Annotated in this window: 19 protein-coding genes; all 19 read right to left on the bottom strand. The window is 50.8% G+C overall.

Features of this window, described 5'->3' with window-relative positions:
- Positions 1-242: 242 nt before the first annotated feature.
- A complete protein-coding gene (locus V8689_RS08430) occupies positions 243-1,268 on the bottom strand; it encodes an acyltransferase family protein (protein ID WP_236710142.1) in 1,026 nt (341 codons plus the stop codon).
- A gap of 540 nt (positions 1,269-1,808) precedes the next feature.
- Complete coding sequence (locus V8689_RS08425; protein ID WP_056791874.1) at positions 1,809-3,797, bottom strand: polysaccharide biosynthesis protein; 1,989 nt, start codon at positions 3,795-3,797, stop codon at positions 1,809-1,811.
- Positions 3,798-3,878: 81 nt separating this feature from the next.
- A complete protein-coding gene (locus tag V8689_RS08420; RefSeq protein WP_081089522.1) occupies positions 3,879-4,895 on the bottom strand; it encodes an MraY family glycosyltransferase in 1,017 nt (338 codons plus the stop codon).
- Between the two features lie 35 nt (positions 4,896-4,930).
- Positions 4,931-5,884: an NAD-dependent epimerase/dehydratase family protein gene (locus V8689_RS08415; protein ID WP_056791873.1), complete on the bottom strand. Its 954-nt coding sequence runs from the start codon at positions 5,882-5,884 to the stop codon at positions 4,931-4,933.
- The gene (locus V8689_RS08410; RefSeq protein ID WP_081089523.1) at positions 5,881-7,023 is read right to left on the bottom strand and encodes a glycosyltransferase family 4 protein; all 1,143 of its coding nucleotides are present in this window, start codon (positions 7,021-7,023) and stop codon (positions 5,881-5,883) included. The genes V8689_RS08415 and V8689_RS08410 overlap by 4 nt, the downstream gene beginning before the upstream one ends.
- Positions 7,024-7,108: 85 nt before the next feature.
- Entirely contained in the window at positions 7,109-8,206 is a 1,098-nt protein-coding gene (locus V8689_RS08405) for a glycosyltransferase (RefSeq protein WP_056791871.1), read from the bottom strand.
- On the bottom strand, positions 8,203-8,991 hold the full coding sequence (locus tag V8689_RS08400; protein ID WP_082587759.1) for a glycosyltransferase family 2 protein: 789 nt from the start codon (positions 8,989-8,991) through the stop codon (positions 8,203-8,205). The genes V8689_RS08405 and V8689_RS08400 overlap by 4 nt, the downstream gene beginning before the upstream one ends.
- Positions 8,988-10,235: an oligosaccharide flippase family protein gene (locus tag V8689_RS08395; RefSeq protein ID WP_434520700.1), complete on the bottom strand. Its 1,248-nt coding sequence runs from the start codon at positions 10,233-10,235 to the stop codon at positions 8,988-8,990. Before V8689_RS08395 ends, V8689_RS08400 begins: the two co-directional genes overlap by 4 nt.
- A gap of 1 nt (position 10,236) precedes the next feature.
- The gene (locus tag V8689_RS08390) at positions 10,237-11,457 is read right to left on the bottom strand and encodes a hypothetical protein (protein WP_056791866.1); all 1,221 of its coding nucleotides are present in this window, start codon (positions 11,455-11,457) and stop codon (positions 10,237-10,239) included.
- A 291-nt stretch (positions 11,458-11,748) separates the two neighbouring features.
- The gene (locus V8689_RS08385) at positions 11,749-13,026 is read right to left on the bottom strand and encodes a hypothetical protein (RefSeq protein WP_056791864.1); all 1,278 of its coding nucleotides are present in this window, start codon (positions 13,024-13,026) and stop codon (positions 11,749-11,751) included.
- 338 nt (positions 13,027-13,364) lie between these two features.
- Entirely contained in the window at positions 13,365-13,595 is a 231-nt protein-coding gene (locus V8689_RS08380) for a lipopolysaccharide assembly protein LapA domain-containing protein (protein ID WP_056791901.1), read from the bottom strand.
- A gap of 24 nt (positions 13,596-13,619) precedes the next feature.
- Positions 13,620-13,916, bottom strand: coding sequence for an integration host factor subunit beta (ihfB, locus tag V8689_RS08375; protein WP_003189779.1), 297 nt, complete (start codon positions 13,914-13,916; stop codon positions 13,620-13,622).
- A gap of 130 nt (positions 13,917-14,046) precedes the next feature.
- Positions 14,047-14,331, bottom strand: a complete 285-nt coding sequence (locus tag V8689_RS08370) for a hypothetical protein (protein ID WP_056791863.1) — start codon at positions 14,329-14,331, stop codon at positions 14,047-14,049.
- 386 nt (positions 14,332-14,717) lie between these two features.
- Positions 14,718-16,403 (bottom strand): 30S ribosomal protein S1, encoded by a 1,686-nt coding sequence (rpsA, locus tag V8689_RS08365; protein ID WP_003189774.1) that lies wholly within the window; start codon positions 16,401-16,403, stop codon positions 14,718-14,720.
- Positions 16,404-16,523: 120 nt separating this feature from the next.
- On the bottom strand, positions 16,524-17,213 hold the full coding sequence (cmk, locus tag V8689_RS08360) for a (d)CMP kinase (RefSeq protein ID WP_003189772.1): 690 nt from the start codon (positions 17,211-17,213) through the stop codon (positions 16,524-16,526).
- Positions 17,210-19,420, bottom strand: a complete 2,211-nt coding sequence (locus V8689_RS08355; RefSeq protein ID WP_056791861.1) for a bifunctional prephenate dehydrogenase/3-phosphoshikimate 1-carboxyvinyltransferase — start codon at positions 19,418-19,420, stop codon at positions 17,210-17,212. Before V8689_RS08355 ends, cmk begins: the two co-directional genes overlap by 4 nt.
- 28 nt (positions 19,421-19,448) lie before the next feature.
- Positions 19,449-20,561 carry a histidinol-phosphate transaminase gene (gene hisC / locus V8689_RS08350; RefSeq protein WP_056791860.1) on the bottom strand — a complete coding sequence of 371 codons (1,113 nt, stop codon included), beginning with the start codon at positions 20,559-20,561 and terminating at the stop codon, positions 19,449-19,451.
- Between the two features lie 9 nt (positions 20,562-20,570).
- Positions 20,571-21,665, bottom strand: coding sequence for a prephenate dehydratase (gene pheA, locus V8689_RS08345; RefSeq protein ID WP_003172650.1), 1,095 nt, complete (start codon positions 21,663-21,665; stop codon positions 20,571-20,573).
- Complete coding sequence (gene serC, locus V8689_RS08340; protein WP_056791858.1) at positions 21,665-22,750, bottom strand: 3-phosphoserine/phosphohydroxythreonine transaminase; 1,086 nt, start codon at positions 22,748-22,750, stop codon at positions 21,665-21,667. Before serC ends, pheA begins: the two co-directional genes overlap by 1 nt.
- Between the last annotated feature and the right edge of the window lie 50 nt (positions 22,751-22,800).

Raw genomic sequence — 22,800 nt, 5'->3', positions numbered from 1 at the left:
AAGGGAAAAAAGCAGCTTTTCCGACGCTGCTTTTCTAACTTAGGCGATGGGTGGAGGGTGTCAAAATTGGGGGTATTACAAAGTGTTAGAGAGCCGATTGAAGTCGCGTGCGGTTACGAATATCTAGTAACTTTCAAAATGGCCATTGATAACATCAAGGTCAGCAGAGAGCCCTGCAGACCGATCATTACGGATGGACGTCGAGCGGAACAAAGAAGCACGACGCCGGAGCGCCGCACACTTCATATCGCGGCTTTTGTCTGTTCGGAGTAGGCAACCGGCGGGGCGTCGGTTTGCTCCTCCCGCTTTTTGCGCATGAATCTTTTTTCTACATGAACAAAAGTAAAGGTCGACAACGCAACGATGATCGGAATGGTCATGAAATTCACAGCCCAAAAGGTTACTTTATCAAGAGCAGCAAGATCGAGGAATACAGATAATATCTTGAAGGACAAAAACAACACTGGCAAGTGGAGCAAATAAACACTGTAGCTAATATCGCTGAGCCTGTTCAGGAACTGATAATGCAAAAAACGCGGATTGGAAATAGTAATACTTATGAAAAATATTGTGGCCAGAGCAAATCTCAACGCTCCGTAGCCAGGAACTTCAACCAGTCCGCACATCCAAACAAATATAGATATAGCAATTATCATGGATGAAAGTTTTATAGCTTTATTTGTAATACTTTTTTTATGAATAACTGCTGCACCCATGCCTGACAGAAAGTATGCCCAGCACACCACGGCAGAAGTACCCAGGTCAATGGCAGCAATCAGTATGGCCACCGTCATGATAACGGACCGATAGGGAGATCGGTAAAAAATTGCCACCATGGGTAGCACTGCATAAAAACGCCACTCATGAACCAACGTCCATGTTACGGAACTCAGAGGAACAAGAGATACGCCTCCAATTTTCATTGGATTATCTATAAAATTAAACGTTACTAACCCTGCGATAGTGGTAATGGACTCTTTATTCAGAAATTCAAACCCTGAAAACGAAGCCGCAATAATAAACACTAAGAGTGATGTCAGATAATAAAGCGGAGCCACCCTTCTGATTCGGGATACAAAAAAATCGCCCCAATCAATATCTTTACTCTTGATAACCTTGTCAAAAAAAAGAAAACCCGTTATGCAGAAAAAAATCTGCACACCAAAAGATCCGAGGTTTGGGTAAATTTGTCCCCACGCAGAAAAGACAGTATTTTTTACACCCAGATTTATTAGCACAAACGGGGCATGATTAACAAAAACAAATATAGCCGCTAGACCACGCAGGCCATTAATAAACTTGTACTCATGCTTAACTTATGCACTTTCGATTTTCGACCTAAATATCGAAGAAAAAGCAACAAACAATAGTATTATTGACAGCGTGAGCGTGATGACTTCAAGTGAATATTCAGTTTTCATTTATAAAGTTACTCATGCAATATCTTCCTGTTCGGGCTACGTCGGAGAAGCTCCATGGATGTTCAGGCGCGCGGGCTCTCCGTTCGCTTATCACGAGGTAGCGCGCATGGGAATATCACGATGCGTTACCCCGAGAGATTGTATTCTGTAAGCGTCATGCATGGGAAGAAAATGTAGAGCACTAAGGCTCGTTGAATAGGCCCAGTTTCTGCCGTTTTCAGTAAACGCACGTTGTGGCCGACGGTGACGTGTCGACGAGTCGGCCCTTTAACAGACGTTGGTTAATGCAAATAAGCCATACATTTATTTATGTCATATAAAAGCACGAATATCTATAACGCAGAGATAACAGCACAGCCGTACTATTATCTCCGACTAACATCTAAATCACAGCTCCAACCTTCTCTGCTGATAAGACCAGTCAACAATTTCGCCATCGGGAGTATAGCCGCTCACCGTTTCGCGCAACAATTGACGCACTTTACTGTAATCATGATTTTCAATAGCGCACAACAACTCCGTCAATCTCGGCCTCAATATGCCCCAAGACAAATAATCTTCGTTAGCGCTCATGATCATCGGGTGTTGCGTGGCATCGACATTATCGCCGATGAGTAATTCTTCGTAGAGTTTTTCCCCAGGCCGAAGCCCTGTAAACTCAATAGCGATATCGCCGAGCGGCTTTTTTTCTGAACGAACACTCAGGCCTGATAGGTGAATCATTTTCTCCGCCAATTCTGTGATTTTAACCGGCTCCCCCATATCTAATACAAAAACATCTCCTCCCTGGCCCATTGAGCCTGCCTGAATAACAAGTTGAGCCGCCTCAGGGATGGTCATGAAGTATCGAGTGATTTTCGGGTGAGTAACTGTTAACGGACCACCTGATTTAATTTGCTTGTGAAATAGCGGAATTACGGAACCAGAAGACCCCAAAACATTTCCAAACCGAACCATTGTGAAGCGAGTGTGATTTAGAGTAGGAACTGCATCATTGAAAAGCGCAGGTTCCAATTCACGACTGAGCGCCTGCAGCGTCATCTCCGCAAGCCGCTTGGTGCTTCCCATCACATTGGTAGGGCGTACCGCCTTATCAGTCGAAATAAGTACAAAATTAGCAACCTGTGAAATAATAGCTGCTTGAGCAGTATTTAACGTGCCAATAACATTATTCAGAAAACCTTCCGAAATATTATGCTCTACCATCGGCACATGTTTATAAGCAGCCGCATGATAGACTGTATTTACGTGCCAGGTTTTCATTACATCAACTAATTTATCCTGATGACGTATAGAACCCAGGATCGGAAGCAGTTTCACCCCTAACGAATCCCTTAATACTCGTGCCTCCAGTTCAGACATAATGCTGTATAAATTATATTCACTATGCTCAAAGAGAATCAGGGTCGTTGGTTGCAACTCGAGGATCTGGCGACACAGCTCAGATCCAATTGATCCCCCTGCGCCGGTAACCAGCACCACTTGGCCCCGTATGCAATGTTCCAGCAGATCTTCTTGTGCTGGTACAGGATCGCGCCCTAATAGATCGGCAATATCCACCTCTTGGATATCATCCACTTTGACCCGCCCACTGGCCAGGTCCATGAAGCCGGGAACACTACGTACGTGTAAAGGAAAACCTTCTAGAAATCCAAGAATTTCCCGACGACGTCCACGCGTCGATGAAGGTATCGCTAATAGAATTTCTTGAGCTCCTGTGGCATCGATCATTCGTTGAATATGTTTGGGCTTATAAACTTGAAGACCTGAGATCACCCGATCTGAAATAGTGGAGTCATCGTCAATAAACGCTACAGGCCTCATCAAGCGGCCCATGCGTAATGCGGCGACTAGCTGATTTCCCGCAGACCCGGCACCGTAGATAGCCACGCGTGGCAAACCATCGTCACGGTTAGTGAAAGGCACATGTTGAGCAGCGGTAAACCAGTCTCCCAAGAAGAATTGACGCAATGCTAATCTCAACCCTCCTATCATGATGAGACTTAGCCACCAATAGTTAAAGATGATAGAACGCGGAACGACATTTTGGTGATTACTGTACCAATAAACAACCACACCAATAATTAGCGAAGAAAGGCTCACGGCCTTGACTATAGCGATTAACGCATCATTTCCAAAATAACGTAAAACTGCACGGTACATACCAAAATGTATAAACAGCGGTATGGTCACGATTGGCGCTGTCAAAAACAGCCAGGTGTGCAGCACAAACGGATTGATCATTTCATCGAGACCTATTCGCACGACGAAAGCCAACCAAAGCGCAAACCAGACTAGGAAAACATCAGTAATCACTTGTAAAATACGTTTATACCTGCGCGGGAGGCGTAATAAGCGCGATCTCAGTGAGTTCATATTTTCCAAACCTCTCGCAGTTCTAACAATCCAAAATCCGAATATAAGCCCATCACTATTACGCTCTCGCCACTCCTAAATCTAACAACTTGCCTCTTTGACTCCGGCCTTGAATTTCAGAGCTAGGGCAACGAGCGGGACATAGGCGATCAACATACCGACAGCACCATCAACTCTGTCAAATGCGACGAGCCATGCTATCGGTGCGAGCCAGACTAAGTTTATCAAAATCACACATAGTGTGACGGGGATGTGGGCATTAAAGGTACGCGAGGCGTATTGATAAGCGTGGCTGCGATGTGCCTCATATACTTTTTCACCGCGTACTAGCCTACGAAGCAATGTGAATGTGGCGTCAACGATAAATACGCCTAACAGGATCAGCCAGACCCATAGGAGCGTAGACGAAAAAGAAACAGCTTTAAGCGAAATGATGGCCAGCGTAATACCCAAAAAGCCACTCCCCGCGTCGCCCATAAAAATTCGCGCCTTTGGAAAGTTCCAATAAAAAAAGCCTGCCGTCGCCAACGCTAAATAGATAGGTGGCCATAACAACTCCTCATACCCCAACAACCAATAGATTAGAGCAGCAGAAGAGCACGCGCAGATAGCTTCAGCACTCGCCAAGCCGTCTATACCGTCCATGAAGTTGTAAAGATTCAACATCCACACAGCATATAAAACAGCTAACGTACCGCCAACCCAGCCTAGGTTGACTTGCAATCCAAAAATCGTAACCGACGGTAACCCGCCAATCCAATATAACGCCCATACCGCTGAGAGGAAATGTCCTAACAAACGCCAGCGAGCAGGTATGTGCCCATGGTCATCCAGAAATCCTAAAGCGGCTACCGTTAAACCCGCTAGGAACGATGCGAGAAAAAAAGCGTTATCAATCAAATCAAAAGAACGCATTAAACCAAGGGATATCAGAAACCCCACCACAATTGCGAGCCCGCCGCCGCGTGGGGTAGGTACCGAGTGTGAACTTCTGCTGTTAGGAATATCTAATACATTGCGCTGGAGGGCATAACGACGTAATAATCCTGTAAAAAAAATAGAACTTCCTATTGAAACAATCGCTATCCAGAACGTCATGTGCCAATCCCTACCTGCAATAATTTCGAAGTGAATCACTTTAATAAATGGAATTTTTGGCCTGCTTCGACCAAAGCTTCATCGGTCTTTTTCGCAGGAACCCAATTCAATCGTGTTTTAGATTTGGCAGTATCGACAACCAATGATCTGCACAGCTGCGTGTATAACGAACGCTTCCCGAGCGCGCTGGCGACTGAACGCAATACCGGGTCAGGAAGGCTAAACAATCTTTCTTTTCGTTTCATGCCCGACGCGAGGAGCTTGATAATTTCGCTAATGGAAAAATCATCTCCATCAGAAACTAAAAACAGTTCGTTTGCAGCCAATGGATGCTCAATACAAAGCTCAACGAAATCCACCAGATTATCCAGCGCTATCATACTGCGCTTATTTTTCACGGCGGCGAAGGGCAACGGTAATCCCGACGCGATCAGCTTCAGAAGACGATTAAAATTGCCCGGTGCTTCCGCGGCATACACTAAAGGGGGTCGGATGACTGTCAACTCCATCGACTCTCCAGCAAGTAATTCTGCCAGCTTGTGCTCTGCCTTTAATTTCGAGCGTGCATAGTCTGCATGCGGCCGGGGCTCATCGCTCTCGGTAAAAGCATACTTATCCGTTTCCGCACCATTTACGCCAATAGAGCTAATGAATATAAACCGACGGACACCTGCTTTTATCGATTGCTTTGCTAAATTAATGGCACCTTCGACATTTATCCGTTCAAACTCCGTAACTGGATCCTCGCTTCCCGCATTCAACACGTGTGCGCGCGCAGCCAGATGGACAACGGTATCAACGCCTTGCAGGGCACGATTCCAATCAGTATTACCGTCTACCTCACCAGTCGAAAACATCTGAATATCAGATGGCACATCAGTAGAGGGCCTGCGGTAAGTGCCGACAACTGAGTATTTGGCTGAACTGACGAGGTGCCCGGATAACGCCCGCCCGATAAAGCCATTCGCACCAGTAATAAGGATTTTCATTTAGTCCTGTCTAACACTTTCTGGTAAATTTTCAGAATTTTATCCAACATAATATCGAAAGTAAAATTTGTACGATATCTGTATTGACCTGAAATGCCCTGCTTTTTTCGAAGCTCTGCGGATTTAATCAGTTGCGTCAATGCGTCGACCAGCCCTTGCTGATCCCCACGGTCTACCACGAAACCGTTATCACCATTCGCAACCAATTCAGACACCCCCCCTACGTTAGAGGCGATTACCGCAAGTCCACTGCGCATCGCTTCCAATATAGTCAGCGGTAACCCTTCCCAATCAGAAATCAAGATGAAAACGTCAGATCGCGAAAGCCTGATCGGAACGTCATCACAAGCCCCTGAAAAAGCTACTTTTTCAGCAATTCCCAGCTGTGCTGCCAATTTCCGGGCGCTTTCCAGTGTGGGGCCGTCGCCCACCAATTCGAGCTCCCAATTTTTGGTTTCCACTTTAGCAAGTGCTTCCAATAGGAATTTTTGGTTTTTAGGTACTTCGAACCTTGCAACCATGATCAAGCGTATTTGATCAGATTGTGTAAAGCTGACTCTATTGGAGCTGACCTCAGGCATGCCATTGTGGATGGTCAGAACAGTCTCTTCATCGCCCACTTTAGCCTCCAGAGCAAGTTGCCTGTCAAACTCAGAAACCGTAAGGATCTGGTCTGAAAAACGAGCCATTACTCTCTCAATATTACGGTATACGAAACGACGTTTCTCAGATACTCCTTCCGTAAAAGCCCAACCATGTGCTGTAAAGACCGCTGGCAAACCGAGACTTTTAGCGGCCAGTCGGCCTAGAATGCCAGCCTTGGAAGAATGCACATGGACGAGATCAGGTTTTAGCTTGGAAAGCATTGCTCGCAACTCAAAGAAGGCGCGAATATCTTTTCCAGGACTGATTTCACGAACAAGATATTTCAATGAGTGGCACGACAGCCCCAAGTCCCGCGCTCGAGTATTAAAGACGCCCTCCCCGCCCACGAGGACATCGACGCTATGACCTGCTTTTGATGAGCCAAGCGCTAAATCAAGAAGATGCACACTGGCGCCGCCAATAACGTCCGAACGGGTGATGACATAAACAATTTTCACACTGCGCACCTTTTCAAAATCATTACCCAGGCCCAACTTTCCGGCTCAAGCGAGTGACTATTTCTTGTCGATATACACATGCTAAAAAGTACCGTTCAAGAATTGCCCGTGATCAAAATCATCAGGTCCGTGGTTGGGCATACAATTCCTCCCATCTATTAACCACAGACTCTAAGGAGAAGTTATCAACCACTCTTGATCTTGCAGAGATGACGAGTGACCTTTTCTGCTCGGGAGTAAGATTAAGCGCTGAGATAATACCTTGACGTAGCGCTTCGGGTTTGAATGGCTCTACAAGATAACCGCTGTCACCCAATACTTCTTTCACCCCACCGCAGTCTGTTGCGACCACTAACGTTTCGCATGACATCGCTTCGGCCACGACAAGCCCAAAGCCTTCCCATGCAGAAGACAAAATATACACGTCAGCAGCACAGTAGAATGAAGGAACGTCGTCACGACTCCCGAAAAATTTTATTTTTTCGTTTAAATTGGCCTTGTTAACATATAGCGCGAGATCTGCAGCCAAAGGGCCATCGCCTACTATCCACAAACATATATTTTCGTGATCTTTTAAAACCAGCTTGAACGCATCTAACAGGCAAGGATAGTTTTTTGCTTCAACAAGACGTCCAACAGCCAAGAGAACTCTGGTAGAAGAGTCCACAGACTCTCTGGCACGAACTTCATTACGTACATGCTTATCAAATATAAAACGCCCGGTATCTATGCCATTGGGCACAAAGACCATACGCCCAGCAGATGAAGCGCCTTTTGCAATGAGTATATCAACCGCCTCCTGGCTTACATTCGTTGTAAGATCAGCTAAAAAATCCGTCAACCGGTAGGCCAGCATCTTCAGCTTACCTCCTTCATTGGAACTATGTGCCGTACAAATCAGCTTGGGGACTTTGATAAATAAACGAATTATCCTCGCTATTAAGTTCGCGTGCACCATGTGGCTATGCATTACCCCGGGTTTAAATCGTCTAATCAATTTAACCAGATTATTAACCGCACGCATCATTCCGAATATGGTTTTATTACCATTTATAGCAACCACCGTAACATTCGGATCTTCAGGAAGCACATCCGCGTCGCCCGTCAAATAAGCAATTACAACGTTATGCCCCCGTGCGCTCATCCGATCAGCAAGATTAACGACTTGCCTCTCGGCCCCGCCCATGCCCAACCCAGTAATAAAATATATAATATTCATCTAGGCCTTCCTAGAAACATATACAAAACGCACTGCACAGATCTGATTAAATTTTTAAATTTATAAAATACGGTCTTCTCACGCAAAAATTGCGACCAATAATAAATAAAAAACCCTTTAGGATTAGCCCTTAGATGGCGCGAAAAATTACGACTATATCCATCTTCAAGGTAATCGCACAGATAAATAATTTTTCGTGTAAAAAATACGATATCGCCCGTATCTCCTAATTTATTCCAAATATATAGCTCGGGAACAAATTTCTCGCCCTTAAATATCGGAAAAGGAAATTTCGACATTACATCAGTTCTAAATATATAAGCCAAGTCACCTGCGAACAATTTTCCGGCCTCCGTCGGCGTAGAGACCAAGCTTTGCTCGGCTGTCTTTAAATCATTACCGAGTAACTCACCGCTGAAATACGCCTTACGATAGCACAAGCCCACTGTGCTATCCGTCGCTTTTGTGATGGACGCTATTATCGTTTCAACTGCGTCAGGCACCAGTGCATCATCGCTGTCTACAATGAAGATCCAATTTTTTTTCGCTGCTGCTATCCCGCTATTAATAGCCGCGTGCTTTCCAGCGTTATTTTGCCTGATGGATGTCAGGTTAAAACCCAAAGTTTCTTCCTTTAACTTTTCAACGAAATCCTGAGTCCCATCTGAACTCCCATCGTCTATTAGCACCCATTCAAACTCTTTTGAGCTTTGTTCAAGCAAGCTCTTGAGCAAACGAGGCAGAGTGTTATAACGATTATATGTTGCCGTTAAAATTGTTATCACTCAGTACGCCCCTCAAGATAAGTGACTGGTTTATATCGATAAGATAATATAAGAAACGTAACACACAGCATGAGTTCCGCCAGAATAAATCCAAAAACGATGCCGTTGACGTAATAGCTAATCGACAACACACTTGCCAGAATAATTGATACTACCGAGAATAATAGCATTGCAGAGCTCGCCACTTTATCCATACCACGAGGTATAAGCATGCATAAACCCAACGCTTGATTAGCCATTCTGAAGGGGATTATCCATACAAAAATCTGCAAAGTTTTCGTCGCCTGCTCGAAATCCGCCCCCAGTATTTTATTTATTAGAAACCCTCCTGCCAAAGAAATAAACAATGCACTTACCCCCCCCAGCAAGAACATCAGCCCGACAATAACCCAAGAAAGTCTGAATGCGTTTTTTTCAGAGTGAAGGTACTGCCTATTCAAATAAGGAAAAAAACCTATAAGTACCGGATTTATAAAACCTACAAATCCTCGTATGATTTTTTCAGCAGGAACATATCCTGAAACAGCGAGTTTTCCACAAAGTAGTCCTACAAGAGCAGGCCCAGCGCTAAGCAAGATATTATTTGAGCTCTTATAGATGAAAACATGAAATCCTTTTCGAATCTGAAGCCATCCACCTAACAAGCTGAACCGAACGCGGCATCCATTTCGATAACATAAATAATTCCCGAGCAACGTATTTGCCAAAGCAAATGTCGCTAAAATAGACAACGCCACCAAAGCATCAGTTGGATCCCGAACAAAAATAAACAAGCATGAAAGGCTTGCAACACGCAACGCCACCTCCAAAAAGACGACAAGCGCAATCTTCTCGAGCCCTTGAAAAAACCAAAAAGGGCTAAATCCAAACGCTACAAAATACAAAAAACCCAAGCCTATCACTTCAGGCTCAAAAGCTGGCGAATTGAAAGACAAGTAAAAAAGCAGCGCAACGAAACTTATAATAGACGTAATTATTAGCTTTGCAGATAGGACTTCGCCAAACACCCGGGACAGTAACGAAATGTCAGTCTTAGCTAAGGACACCTGTCTGGCGGCGCTTAACGAAAAACCGTACTCCACAACAAGCGAAGATAGCAGAGCGACCGATTGAATCAAAACTACCTTGCCGTATTCCTGCACACCCAACGAGCGCGCCAGCACGGGAATTTCCAAGATAGGCACCAAATAACCAAAGAGCTGTACAAAAAAAAGTAGGCCCATGTTTTTAAATACGGTAAACACTTTAACACCCTACCTTCTGGCCATACCCGACATTGATCAAACCGGCATCATCATACTTATAAATACGAGAAAGCCAAGACACCATCAAAATCCAATAGCCCCACTCTGACATTTCAGTACTCAGCGGGTGAAAGAGCATGATAAAAATATAACAAAGCACACCTAAAATTGCGGCAAACTTAAAGAAAACATTATTATTTAGATCGAAACCCTGCACCAGTGACAACAAGAAAAACACAAACGGCATCAACATTAGAAACAAGAGTGCCAACTCACCCAGAACTCCTACGTCACCAAGCATGCCTAAATATACATTATGGATAACAATATTTTCTCCATCCACCACGCTAAATGAACTGCCGAATCCGCACCCGAATGGAAAGCATTTTTGAACGTTCGATATTCCGTCCCGTATCATCGCCGCCCTGACGGGGTCACCCTCAAACAAACGATTCAAGACCAATAATGAATCATGATTCGTCAGATCAATATTTGAAGAGAGCAGTACACAAACTCCTGCAATCAAGCAAAGTATCGCGACCAGCAAGGTTTTGATGGGAAATACCAAAAAACGCAAAAGAAAAAAGGAAAATATGACAATCGCAAACCATAGAAAGCCGGTTCGACTGGAGTCAGCCAACAATATATACACCGATGCCATTAAAACGCAGCCCGCAAAAATTGCACCTCTCATACGAGCCGTGAGTAACTTTGCAATGATATAGGGTGCAAAGAAAGCACAGACTTTCCACATTACACCAGGGTAGGCAAACTCACTTCCTTGTCGGCCATCCCCCAATTGAACATAGAATCCAGCAAAAAAGAATTTCGACATTACAAATACGACGAGACCCACCATAATCGAAATCGAAGCGATCTTATAAAAATCGTTCAATTCCAGCAAACCCGAACAACTGTATATCACCAGAAATAATATATAGATAGCTATAAACTTGACGCCTTGATAAGCCGTATAGGCATCCGAGTTAATTACAGCAGAGATCATAAAAGCAAGTGTTATCAAAGTAAAACCGAGAGTGATAGAACTTACTTCTGGCGACAACTTCAATCTACCGCCACTGCCATAAACCCCAAATACTAATACCCCTCCCCACAACAACCAGTAATTAAGTGAGCCAATAATATTCCTAGTGTCACCCAAGGTCACGAGTACGCTGGCTGCCAGCACGGCGAGGAAGGCGTAGCGTTTATTAGTTTTCATATCGACCTCAGAATAAGCTCAGTTGGAGCATGCGCCAGTTGCCAATCGAGCCATTCTCAGGTACCGATTAGGTGAAAGGGGCCACTGGAAAGGCCATAGGCCCGCCAGCGATAAAAACAATTTTACACTGCAATCGACGCTTCTATCTAGAATCTTCTGCCAAGTCAATTCTCAGAACACAAATATCAGATGGCAATTTGCCTTGATGATAAGGATCTCGGCTTTCACGCCCGCCCACCACTGAAACTCACCGTGGTGAACAACTCCCTGTACTAGAAGTTGAAGAAATCACTAAAGTTTCGACTCACGCAACATGTGCTTTATTACCCGGAAGAAAGCGATTGCGCATCCAATAACCAAGCCTAGCAATAAACCACCGATTATGAGCAAGGGGCGGTTAGGGCTTACTTGGGAAGTAGGCTCTAGCGCTTCTTTATCAATGGCTACAAGCCTAAGGTTACTCATATCCTTATTCACACTCAGCAATCGTGCTTTCTCTGCGCGCAATGGCTGCACATCAGTCAGAAATAACTCATCGTTCACACGACTCTTCAAGACTTCAATCTCTCGATTGGACTCCAGCAGCTTTAACTCTTTGGCAATTTGAGAAATCCGTCGCTCAGTGAAGTCATTAGACTTCCGCTGTAGCAAGACCGTGCGCTCAGCTTCAAGCGCATTGACCCCCATAAAATACAACGGAATTTGCTGATTGTTAATTTCTGTTCGCATGCTGACAGACCCAGAATGTGCATCGTCACCGACAGAGGTCGGTGAAGCAGGCATCATAATGTTCAATTTCTTAGCAATTGTTATGGCCTCATTGAGCTCTGCAATTCGATTCGAATTTAAACTATGAAGTTGCGTCCGGAGCCCTTGAAGCTCGTCTTGTAGCTGAGCTCGGCGAATTCTATCTGACTCAGAAAGTGATGCAATTCTTGCTTCCTTCCATGTGTCATAGCTTGAACGGGCTGCGGCCAACCTGCCGTCGATCTCCTTTAAACGGTTATTGATAATAACTGTCAAATCCGCCGATATATGATCACGCTCATTTTCTATTGCATAGTCCACAAATCCATTGAGTATTGAAACCCCATCGATCCCTTTGGGATAGTTCAGCTCAAGCTTCAAATAAGAACTGAGCGAATCAACTTTATCTTTATCAGACAACATTAAACTTATAGATTTTTTATTGAACTCTTCAAACGCCTGCTGAAGATTACGTCCAGGGCGCACAAATCCCTCGAAGAGCTTTTGATGGGATCTAAAAAACTCCATACGAATCTCGTACGACTCTAAGGCCATACCGACCCGTACCAAGGCCTCACCAGGAGGTAAAACGTAAACTTCCGAGCGATTAAGTGCATCCAATTCATTAATCGCAGCAGGCCGAAGCACACTGCTCACTTTGTATTCTGGCGTGACCGAAAATGCATATGCCGCAAAAATCGATGCAATCAATGCACTCGCGGAGAAAATGATTGTTTTTTGACGCCAAATATTTGTTATAAGCGCCAACGAATCAATTTTTTTATGCTGGGGGATGAGGACGGAGCGTAAGCTACTACTCACAACAAAAACCTGCCTTCAGAGAGAAACTGCGGGCTCGTTATGCAAAACAGATTGTGTCTTTTCTTATTTTAATTGGATGACCGCTAAAACCAGCTTCGTTGCTAAATTTTGAGCGCACAAAATGCCCGTTATCGAGAACAGATTCCATTCTGCCATCTCTTTGGCATATTACAAGTCTTGATATGTATGTAGGATGATTCTGGGTTTTCAGGAGGAACTGTCGCAACCCACCAGCCTAGGTCGCTACGCAGCTCAAAGCCCTTGACATAATTGGGTTTTCTGACAAACGGTCGCCAACACCGCTCATCTCCATCACAGCTGCCAACCAAGACTAAACCCTAAGCCATCGACTTACCCCGACGCCTACGCACAACCACCCCCAACACCGGCCCAATCACCATCCCCACAATCAAAGCCACCACCACAAACACCGCCACCGGCATCTGCGCAGTACTCCATCCCAGGAACGACAGTGCCACACCCTGCTGGTTCTCCAGCACAAACGCCAGAACCACCAAAGCCGCAAGCACCGCAATCAACACCGCAACAACGCGCTTAACCCCACGCATACCCTTCTCCTTCTCCAAAAACACTCAGACGCCTTCTTCCTCTTCTTCGTTCACCCGATCGCGCAATTCCTTGCCCGGTTTGAAGTGGGGAACGAATTTGCCGTCGAGGCTGACGGACTGGCCGGTTTTTGGGTTGCGACCTACGCGCGGTGCGCGGTAGTGCAGGGAGAAGCTGCCGAAGCCGCGGATTTCGATGCGATCTCCGGTGGCCAGGCATTGGGACATTTGCTCAAGCATAGTCTTGATAGCCAGCTCCACATCCTTGGATGAGAGCAGCCCTTGATGGGTGACAATTCGTTCGATCAACTCCGACTTCGTCATATTTTTCCCTTCTTTTTCAAGCAGCTAGGAAAAGCGCTCCGAAGGTTTTAGCATGAGTTGATGAATTTGAACAGCCCATGTGTCAACTTATCTGAGGCTGAATAAACACGTTCAGCGAGCGGTCAACCCCTTACTTACAGATCACCAACATGGTCCGCGTCACCGCGCCAGCAGGGTTCCAGCCGAACAGGTAGTCACCCTCTTCGTCCTCGGCATCACTGGAACGGGTAATGACCTTGTAGCCCTGCATCTTGCATTCACGAGCGGCGCGCTTTTCGCACCTCTCCCACTTGTTGCCCAGGCCAGAGCAGTCGATCTCGATGCCGCTGACGCCGCGCTTGGCGTGGGTCTTGGCGCTGGTGGAGGAGCAGCCTGCAAGTACCAGCAAGGCGAGTATTACGATAATCCTGTTCATTCAAACCCTTATTGAGTCAGCAACGCGAAATAGCCGTTTTCAAGACTATAGTCAGTTCTGACATTGGGCTGAATGCCTTGGTTCGGTGCAGTTACTTCATCAAATTTCAGGAAAAAAAAAGGGCCTCGCATCGCAAGGCCCTTGATCGTGATCGTTCCCATGCTCTGCGTGGGAGTGCAGCCAGTGACGCTCTGCCTCACTGGCGCTAACGGACGAGACGCAGAGCGTCTCAAGAGGCATTCCCACGCGGAGCGTGGGAACGATCATGAATCCTGAATGAACGTGTCGTCTGTGAGTTTTTCGCGAGCGAGCTCGCTCTTACCGTTGAGGCGTCAGGCACAAAAAAGGGCGACCGAAGTCGCCCTTTTTCTACAGCTTTACAGAACTTAGTTCTGCTTAGCCATTGCCTGGCGCAGCAGTGCCGCCATTGTGGTGTCAGCAGCAGCTTCCGGAGCAGCTTCTTTCAGGCTCTGGATAGCTTCTTTCTCTTCCACTTCGTCTTTCGACTTGATGGAGAGCTGAATCACGCGGCTCTTGCGGTCAACGCTGATGATCTTGGCTTCTACTTCCTGGCCTTCTTTCAGAACGTTGCGCGCGTCTTCAACGCGGTCACGGCTGATTTCGGAGGCTTTCAGAGTCGCTTCGATATCGTCGGCCAGAACGATGATGGCGCCTTTGGCGTCAACTTCTTTCACAGTGCCTTTAACGATGGCGCCTTTGTCGTTCTCTTGAACGTACTCGGAGAACGGATCGCTTTCCAGTTGCTTGATGCCGAGGGAGATGCGCTCGCGCTCTGGGTCAACCGACAGGATAACGGTGTCCAGCTCGTCGCCCTTCTTGAAACGACGAACAGCTTCTTCGCCAACTTCGTTCCAGGAGATGTCGGACAGGTGAACCAGGCCGTCGATGCCGCCGTCCAGACCAATGAAGATACCGAAATCGGTGATCGACTTGATGGTGCCGGAGATTTTATCGCCCTTGTTGAACTGGCCAGAGAAATCTTCCCATGGGTTAGATTTGCACTGCTTGATGCCCAGGGAGATACGACGACGCTCTTCGTCGATGTCCAGAACCATAACTTCCACTTCGTCGCCGACTTGTACGACTTTCGAAGGGTGGATGTTCTTGTTGGTCCAGTCCATTTCGGAAACGTGTACCAGGCCTTCCACGCCTTCTTCCAGCTCTGCGAAGCAGCCGTAGTCGGTCAGGTTGGTAACACGCGCGGTTACGCGAGTGCTTTCTGGGTAACGAGCCTTGATAGCAACCCATGGATCTTCGCCCAGCTGCTTCAAGCCCAGGGAAACGCGGTTACGCTCACGATCGTACTTCAGAACCTTGACATCGATCTCGTCGCCAACGTTGACGATTTCGGAAGGATGCTTGATACGCTTCCAAGCCATGTCGGTAATGTGCAGCAGGCCATCGACGCCACCCAGATCGACGAATGCGCCGTAATCGGTGAGGTTCTTGACGATACCTTTGACTTGTTGGCCTTCCTGCAGGGATTCCAGCAGAGCTTCACGCTCGGCGGAGTTCTCTGCTTCCAGCACGCTGCGACGGGAAACGACAACGTTGTTGCGCTTCTGGTCGAGCTTGATGACTTTGAATTCCAGTTCTTTGCCTTCCAGGTGCGTGGTGTCGCGCACTGGACGAACGTCGACCAAAGAACCTGGCAGGAACGCACGGATGCCGTTAACGTCGACAGTGAAGCCGCCTTTAACCTTACCGTTGATAACGCCCTTGACCACTTCTTCAGCTGCGAAGGCTGCTTCGAGAACAATCCAGCATTCAGCGCGCTTGGCTTTTTCACGGGACAGCTTGGTTTCACCGAAACCGTCTTCAACCGAGTCCAGAGCAACGTGAACTTCGTCACCGACATTGATAGTCAGGTCACCAGCATCGTTGTAGAACTGTTCCAGCGGGATCAGAGCTTCAGACTTCAGACCAGCGTGAACGGTTACCCAGCGAGCTTGGTAATCGATATCAACGATAACACCGGTGATGATGGAGCCTGCCTGAAGGTTCAGGGTTTTTAGGCTTTCTTCAAAGAGTTCCGCAAAGCTTTCGCTCATTTTAATTCCTGTTGATAAGGGCGAAGAATACGCCCATCTCCACACCCCAGACGGTGTGGGTCAGTTTCAGTTAAAAGAAGCCACCGCAGGACTATGACTGGTCCCCTGCGGCCTTCTTGATCACCCGGCGATATCGCGAATGGCGATTTCACTCATGATGCGTTCCAGCACCTGCTCGATGGACAGCTCCGTGGAATCCAGCTGTATGGCGTCAGCCGCCGGCTTGAGCGGGGCTACCGCACGCTGGGTATCACGCTCATCGCGTGCACGGATCTCATCTAGCAGACTCGACAGACTAACACCATCGACTTTGCCCTTCAACTGCAAGTAACGGCGGCGTGCCCGCTCCTCGGCGCTGGCGGTCAGGAAAATCTTCAGCGGCGCCTCGGGAAACACCACCGTGCCCATGTCGCGGCCATCGGCCACCAGGCCCGGCGCCTCCTGAAATGCGCGCTGGCGCTGCAGCAGCGCCTCGCGCACGGCAGGCAGCGCGGCCACTTGGGAGGCACCCGCGCCGATACTTTCGGTGCGAATCACATCGCTGACTTCATCACCTTCCAGAATAATGCGCTGCAGCTGACCCTCGGTCGCCGCAATGAACTGCACATCCAGATGGGCGGCAAGTTTGGTCAGCAACTCTTCGTTGGTCAGATCCACGCCATGGTTGTGCGCAGCAAACGCCAGCAGGCGGTACAACGCGCCAGAATCCAGCAGGCACCAACCCAGGCGCTTGGCCAGAATGCCAGCGATTGTGCCTTTGCCCGAGCCGCTAGGCCCGTCGATGGTAATCACCGGTGCTTTGATATTCACAATTGAGCCTCTTGGGCAACACGGATGCCGACTTGGGCACACAGTGTCAGAAAGTTCGGAAAAGACGTAGCAACATTGGCGCAGTCAAGGATACGAATAGGCGCCGTCGCCCGCAGGGAAGCCACACTGAACGCCATGGCAATCCGATGATCGCCATGGGCATGCACTTCACCGCCGCCCATCGGGCCACCGTCAATGATAAGCCCATCAGGCGTGGGTTCACACTTCACACCCAGGGCCAACAGACCGTCGGCCATTACCTGGATACGATCGGACTCCTTGAGGCGCAGCTCCTCGGCCCCGCGCAAAACGGTGCGGCCCTGAGCGCAGGCTGCAGCAATAAACAGCACGGGGAACTCATCAATCGCCAACGGCACCAGGGCCTCTGGAATCTCGATACCCTTGAGCGCGGCGGCACGCACACGCAAATCCGCAACCGGCTCGCCGCCCACCTCGCGCTGATTTTCGAGAGTGATATCAGCCCCCATCAGCCGCAGGATATCGATCACCCCGGTGCGGGTCGGGTTGATACCGACATGCTCCAGCAACAGCTCCGAGCCCTTGGCAATCGAGGCCGCCACCAGGAAAAACGCCGAAGACGAAATGTCCCCCGGCACTTCAATACGCGTAGCGGTCAACCCATGCCCCGACGCCAGTGACGCCGTCGCGCCCTGCACCGCCACCGGGTAGCCAAAGCCGCGCAGCATGCGCTCGGTGTGGTCGCGGGTCGGTGCGGGCTCGGTCACCGAGGTTTTACCCTCAGCGTACAACCCCGCCAACAACAGGCAGGATTTCACCTGGGCACTGGCCATGGGCAGTACATAGTTCAAGCCCTTGAGCGATTGCCCGCCACGAATACTCAGCGGCGGACGCCCGTCCGGCCCGGTTTCGATGATCGCGCCCATTTCCCGCAGCGGCTTGGCTACGCGGTTCATCGGGCGCTTGGACAGCGAGGCATCGCCGGTCAGCACGCTGTCGAAGCTCTGCGCTGCCAACACACCGGCCAACAGGCGCATCGACGTGCCGGAATTGCCTACATAGATCGGCCCCGGCGCAGCCTTCAGGCCCTGCAGGCCGACGCCATGAATGGTCACGCGCCCATGGTGCGGCCCCTCGATTACCACGCCCATGTCGCGAAAGGCCTGCAAGGTCGCCAGGGCGTCTTCACCCTCAAGGAAGCCTTCCACCTCGGTCACACCCTCGGCCAACGACCCCAACATGATCGATCGGTGAGAGATCGACTTGTCACCCGGCACGCGAATGCGCCCGCTCAAGCGGCCACCCGGACTGGCGATGAAGGTCAGGTCATCGGTGTTCACTGCGGTTTCCATATAGGCCCGGCGCGCAAGGATTTTGCTGAAATGTTCACGCGCCACCCGCGCACGAGTGAACACGCCCAGCAGCTGATGGCCGTCTCCCGCATCCACCGCGTCCCGCAAGGCGTCGAGGTCACTGCGGAAGGTGTCCAGGGTGCGCAATACCGCTTCGCGATTGGCGAGGAAGATGTCGTGCCACATCACCGGATCGCTGCCGGCAATTCGCGTGAAATCGCGGAAGCCACCGGCGGCGTATCGGAAAATCTCGAGGTTTTCGTTGCGTTTGGCCAACGAATCCACCAGGCCAAATGCCAGCAGATGCGGCAAGTGGCTGGTGGCTGCCAACACTTCGTCGTGACGCTCGACCTGCATATGCTCCACATCCGCGCCCAGCTCGCGCCAGAGACGATCCACCACTGCCAACGCCGTGGGATCGGTTTGCGCAAGCGGCGTCAGGATGACCTTATGCCGACGGAACAACTGCGCATTGGAGGCCTCCACCCCGCTCTGCTCGGAGCCAGCAATGGGATGGCCCGGCACAAAGCGCGGCGGCATGCCACCAAACGCCAATCGTGCCGCGCGCACCACGTTGCCTTTGGCGCTGCCCACATCGGTGAGGATCGCTTGCCCAAGGTCCATGCCAGCCAGTACCGCCAGCAATTTCTCCATGGCCAGGATCGGTACGGCGAGCTGGATCACATCCGCGCCCTGGCAGGCGACGGCCAGGTCCGCCTCACAGCGGTCCACCACCCCCAACTCCACCGCCAACGCGCGCGATTGCGCGTCGAGGTCCACGCCCACCACTTCGCCACACAGCCCGCTTTCACGCAGGCCTTTGGCGAAGGAGCCACCGATCAACCCCAGGCCGACCACCACCAGGCGACCGATCATAGGCACAGCAGGTTGCAATGCAGTGACATCAACCACGGGCCAGAACCTTGGCCAGCGCCTCAAGGAAGCGGCTGTTCTCCGCGGGCAAACCGATGGTGATACGCAGGTGGTTCGGCATGCCGTAGTTGGCCACCGGGCGCACAATCACGCCCTCGCGCAGCAAACCCTGGAACACCGGTGCGGCCACTTGGCCGAGGTCGACGCAGATGAAGTTGCCCTTGGACGGAATCCAGCCCAGGCCCAGCTCACGAAAGCCTTCCTGCAATTGCAGCATGCCGCTCTCGTTGAGGCGACGGCCTTCCTCCAGGTATTCGGCATCCTTCACCGCCGCACAGGCGGCCGCCAGGGCCAGGCTGTTGACGTTGAACGGTTGGCGCACGCGGTTCAGCACATCGGCCACCACGGGCGTGGACAAGCCATAACCGACCCGCAACGACGCCAGGCCATAAGCCTTGGAGAACGTACGCGACACCAGCAGGTTCGGGTAGGCCGCGAGGAAATCCAGGCCGTCGGGCAGGTCGCTGCCTTCGGCGTACTCAATGTAGGCTTCGTCCAGCACGACCAGCACGTGCTCCGGCACATCCTGCAGGAATTCGTTCAGTGCTTGCTCGTCAAACCAGGTGCCGGTCGGGTTGTTCGGGTTGGCGATAAACACCACGCGAGTTTGGGCATCGATGGCCGCCAGCATCGCCGGCAGGTCATGGCCCCAGTCCTTGGCAGGAATCACGCGAGCATCCGCCCCCACCGCCTGGGTCACGATCGGGTAGACCGCAAACGCGTGTTCGCTGAACACCGCGTTCAAACCTGGCGCCAGGTAGGCACGGCCGACCAGTTCAAGGATGTCGTTGGAGCCATTGCCCAAGGTCACTTGATTCAGCTCGACCCGGCACTTGTCCGCCAGCAAAGACTTGAGCGCAAAGCCGTTGCCATCGGGATAACGGGTCAGCTCGGCCAGCTCTTCACGAATCGCCGCCAACACGTTGGGGCTCGGGCCCAGCGGGTTTTCGTTACTCGCCAGCTTGACGATTTTGGACGGGTCCAGATTTAACTCACGGGCCAACTCGTCCACAGGCTTGCCTGGAACGTAAGGCGAGAGTTGTTGCACGCCCGGCTGTGCCAGGGCGAGGAAGTTGCCACTCATGTCAAAGCCTCACAAAACCGCTTTCGGGTAAGAGCCCAGCACCTTGAGTGCCACGGCTTCCTGACTGATTTTCTCCAGCACGCCCTTGACCAGCGGGTCGCGGTGATGGCCGATGAAGTCGATAAAGAACACGTAGGTCCATTTACCGCTGCGCGAAGGACGAGTCTCGATGCGCGTCAGGTCAATCCCGTTGTCGTGGAACGGCACCAGCAGCTCATGCAGCGCGCCGGGCTTGTTGCTCATGGAAACGATGATCGACGTCTTGTCGTCGCCAGTGGGCGGCACTTCTTGGCTGCCGATCATCAAAAAGCGCGTGGAGTTGTCCGGGCGGTCTTCGATTTTTTCGGCCAGGCGCGTCAGGCCGTACAGGCCCGCGGCCATATCGCCGGCAATCGCCGCCGAATTCCACTCACCCTTGACCCGCTTGGCCGCTTCGGCGTTGCTGGACACCGCCACGCGCTCGACATTCGGGTAATGGGCGTCCAGCCACTTGCGACACTGGGCCAGGGACTGGGCGTGGGAGTAGATGCGGCTGATGCTGTCGGTCTTGGTGTTTTCACCCACCAGCAGGTGGTGGTGGATACGCAGCTCCACCTCCCCGCAGATCACCATGTCGTGCTCGAGGAAGCTGTCCAGGGTGTGGTTGACCGCGCCTTCAGTGGAGTTTTCCACCGGCACCACGCCAAAATTCACCGCACCGGCCGCGACTTCACGGAAGACTTCGTCGATGGCCGCCATGGGCTTGCTGATCACCGCGTGGCCGAAGTGCTTCATGGCTGCGGCCTGGGTGAAGGTGCCTTCAGGGCCGAGGTAAGCCACTTTCAGCGGCTGCTCCAGCGCCAGGCACGACGACATGATTTCACGGAACAACCGCGCCATCTCTTCGTTGCCCAACGGCCCCTTGTTGCGCTCCATCACACGCTTGAGCACCTGGGCTTCACGCTCAGGCCGGTAGAACACCGGCACTTCGCCTTCGGCGAGGGATGCCATCTTTACCCGGGCCACTTCCTGGGCGCAGCGCGCACGTTCACTGATCAGCTCCAGGACTTTCTCGTCCAGGCTGTCAATGCGTACGCGCAGGGCCTTGAGTTCTTGCTCAGACATTAGCCGTGTTCCTTCTCGAACTCTGCCATGTAGGCAACCAGCGCATTGATGGCGTGGATGTCGACGGCGTTATAAATGGAGGCGCGCATGCCGCCCACCGAGCGGTGGCCCTTGAGGTTCAGCAGGCCGCGCGCGTCGGCGCCAGCCAGGAACGGCTTGTCCAGGCGGTCGTCAGCCAGGCGGAACGGCACGTTCATCCACGAGCGGTCGGTGAGGTTGATCGGGTTGCTGTACAGGCCGCTGGCGTCGATGAAGTCGTACAGGACGCGCTTCTTCTCCTCGTTGAGCTTGCCCATGGCCGCCACGCCGCCCTGCTCCTTGAGCCATTCGAACACCAGGCCCGACAGGTACCAGGCAAACGCCGGCGGGGTGTTGTACATCGAGCCGTTATCGGCCGCGACCTTGTAGTTGAGCATGGTCGGGCACAGCGAACGGGCGCGGCCCAGCAGGTCTTCGCGGATGATATTGACCAGGATGCCGCTCGGGCCGATGTTCTTCTGCGCGCCGGCGTAGATCATGCCGTACTTGGACACGTCGATCGGGCGCGAGAGGATGTCCGAGGACATGTCGCACACCAGTGGCACGTCACCTACTTGTGGTACCCAATCAAATTCCAGGCCACCGATGGTTTCGTTCGCGACGTAGTGAACGTAGGCCGCGTCCTTGGACAGATTCCACTCGTTCTGACCGGGAATGGCGAAGTAGTCGTAGGGCTTGGCGGTGCCTGCCACGTTGACATGGCCGTAGCGCGAGGCCTCTTCAATGGCCTTCTGCCCCCAGATACCGGTGTCGATATAGTCGGCAGTGCCGCCTTCGGGTAGCAGGTTCAGCGGCAACTGGGCGAACTGTTGGCTCGCGCCGCCTTGCAGGAACAGCACTTTGTAATTGGATGGGATGTCCAGCAAGTCGCGCAGGTCCTGCTCGGCCTTGTTGGCGATGGACACGAACTCATCGCTGCGATGGCTCATTTCCATCACGGAGAGGCCTTTTCCATGCCAGTCGAGGAGTTCACCCTGCGCACGCTGCAGGACTGCTTCAGGAAGCGCCGCGGGACCGGCACAGAAGTTATAGGCTCTCTTGCTCACATCCAATCTCACTCTGATCTGGTGGGGCTGCAATCATGTCAGCAACGCCC

It is taken from the genome of Pseudomonas sp. AK181 (assembly GCF_051122975.1).
GTDB lineage: Bacteria > Pseudomonadota > Gammaproteobacteria > Pseudomonadales > Pseudomonadaceae > Aquipseudomonas > Aquipseudomonas lactis.
The sequence above is the reverse complement of the archived record's forward strand: the minus strand, read 5'-3'. Positions and strand labels throughout refer to the sequence as shown.

Coding starts and splice junctions, on each gene's coding strand:
- V8689_RS08425 (WP_056791874.1), bottom strand. CDS start 3,797: ATGAACTCACTGAGATCGCGCTTATTACGCCTCCCGCGCAGGTATAAA.
- V8689_RS08420 (WP_081089522.1), bottom strand. CDS start 4,895: ATGACGTTCTGGATAGCGATTGTTTCAATAGGAAGTTCTATTTTTTTT.
- V8689_RS08415 (WP_056791873.1), bottom strand. CDS start 5,884: ATGAAAATCCTTATTACTGGTGCGAATGGCTTTATCGGGCGGGCGTTA.
- V8689_RS08405 (WP_056791871.1), bottom strand. CDS start 8,206: ATGAATATTATATATTTTATTACTGGGTTGGGCATGGGCGGGGCCGAG.
- V8689_RS08390 (WP_056791866.1), bottom strand. CDS start 11,457: ATGAAAACTAATAAACGCTACGCCTTCCTCGCCGTGCTGGCAGCCAGC.
- V8689_RS08380 (WP_056791901.1), bottom strand. CDS start 13,595: ATGCGTGGGGTTAAGCGCGTTGTTGCGGTGTTGATTGCGGTGCTTGCG.
- ihfB (WP_003189779.1), bottom strand. CDS start 13,916: ATGACGAAGTCGGAGTTGATCGAACGAATTGTCACCCATCAAGGGCTG.
- V8689_RS08370 (WP_056791863.1), bottom strand. CDS start 14,331: ATGAACAGGATTATCGTAATACTCGCCTTGCTGGTACTTGCAGGCTGC.
- rpsA (WP_003189774.1), bottom strand. CDS start 16,403: ATGAGCGAAAGCTTTGCGGAACTCTTTGAAGAAAGCCTAAAAACCCTG.
- V8689_RS08355 (WP_056791861.1), bottom strand. CDS start 19,420: ATGATCGGTCGCCTGGTGGTGGTCGGCCTGGGGTTGATCGGTGGCTCC.
- hisC (WP_056791860.1), bottom strand. CDS start 20,561: ATGAGTGGCAACTTCCTCGCCCTGGCACAGCCGGGCGTGCAACAACTC.
- pheA (WP_003172650.1), bottom strand. CDS start 21,665: ATGTCTGAGCAAGAACTCAAGGCCCTGCGCGTACGCATTGACAGCCTG.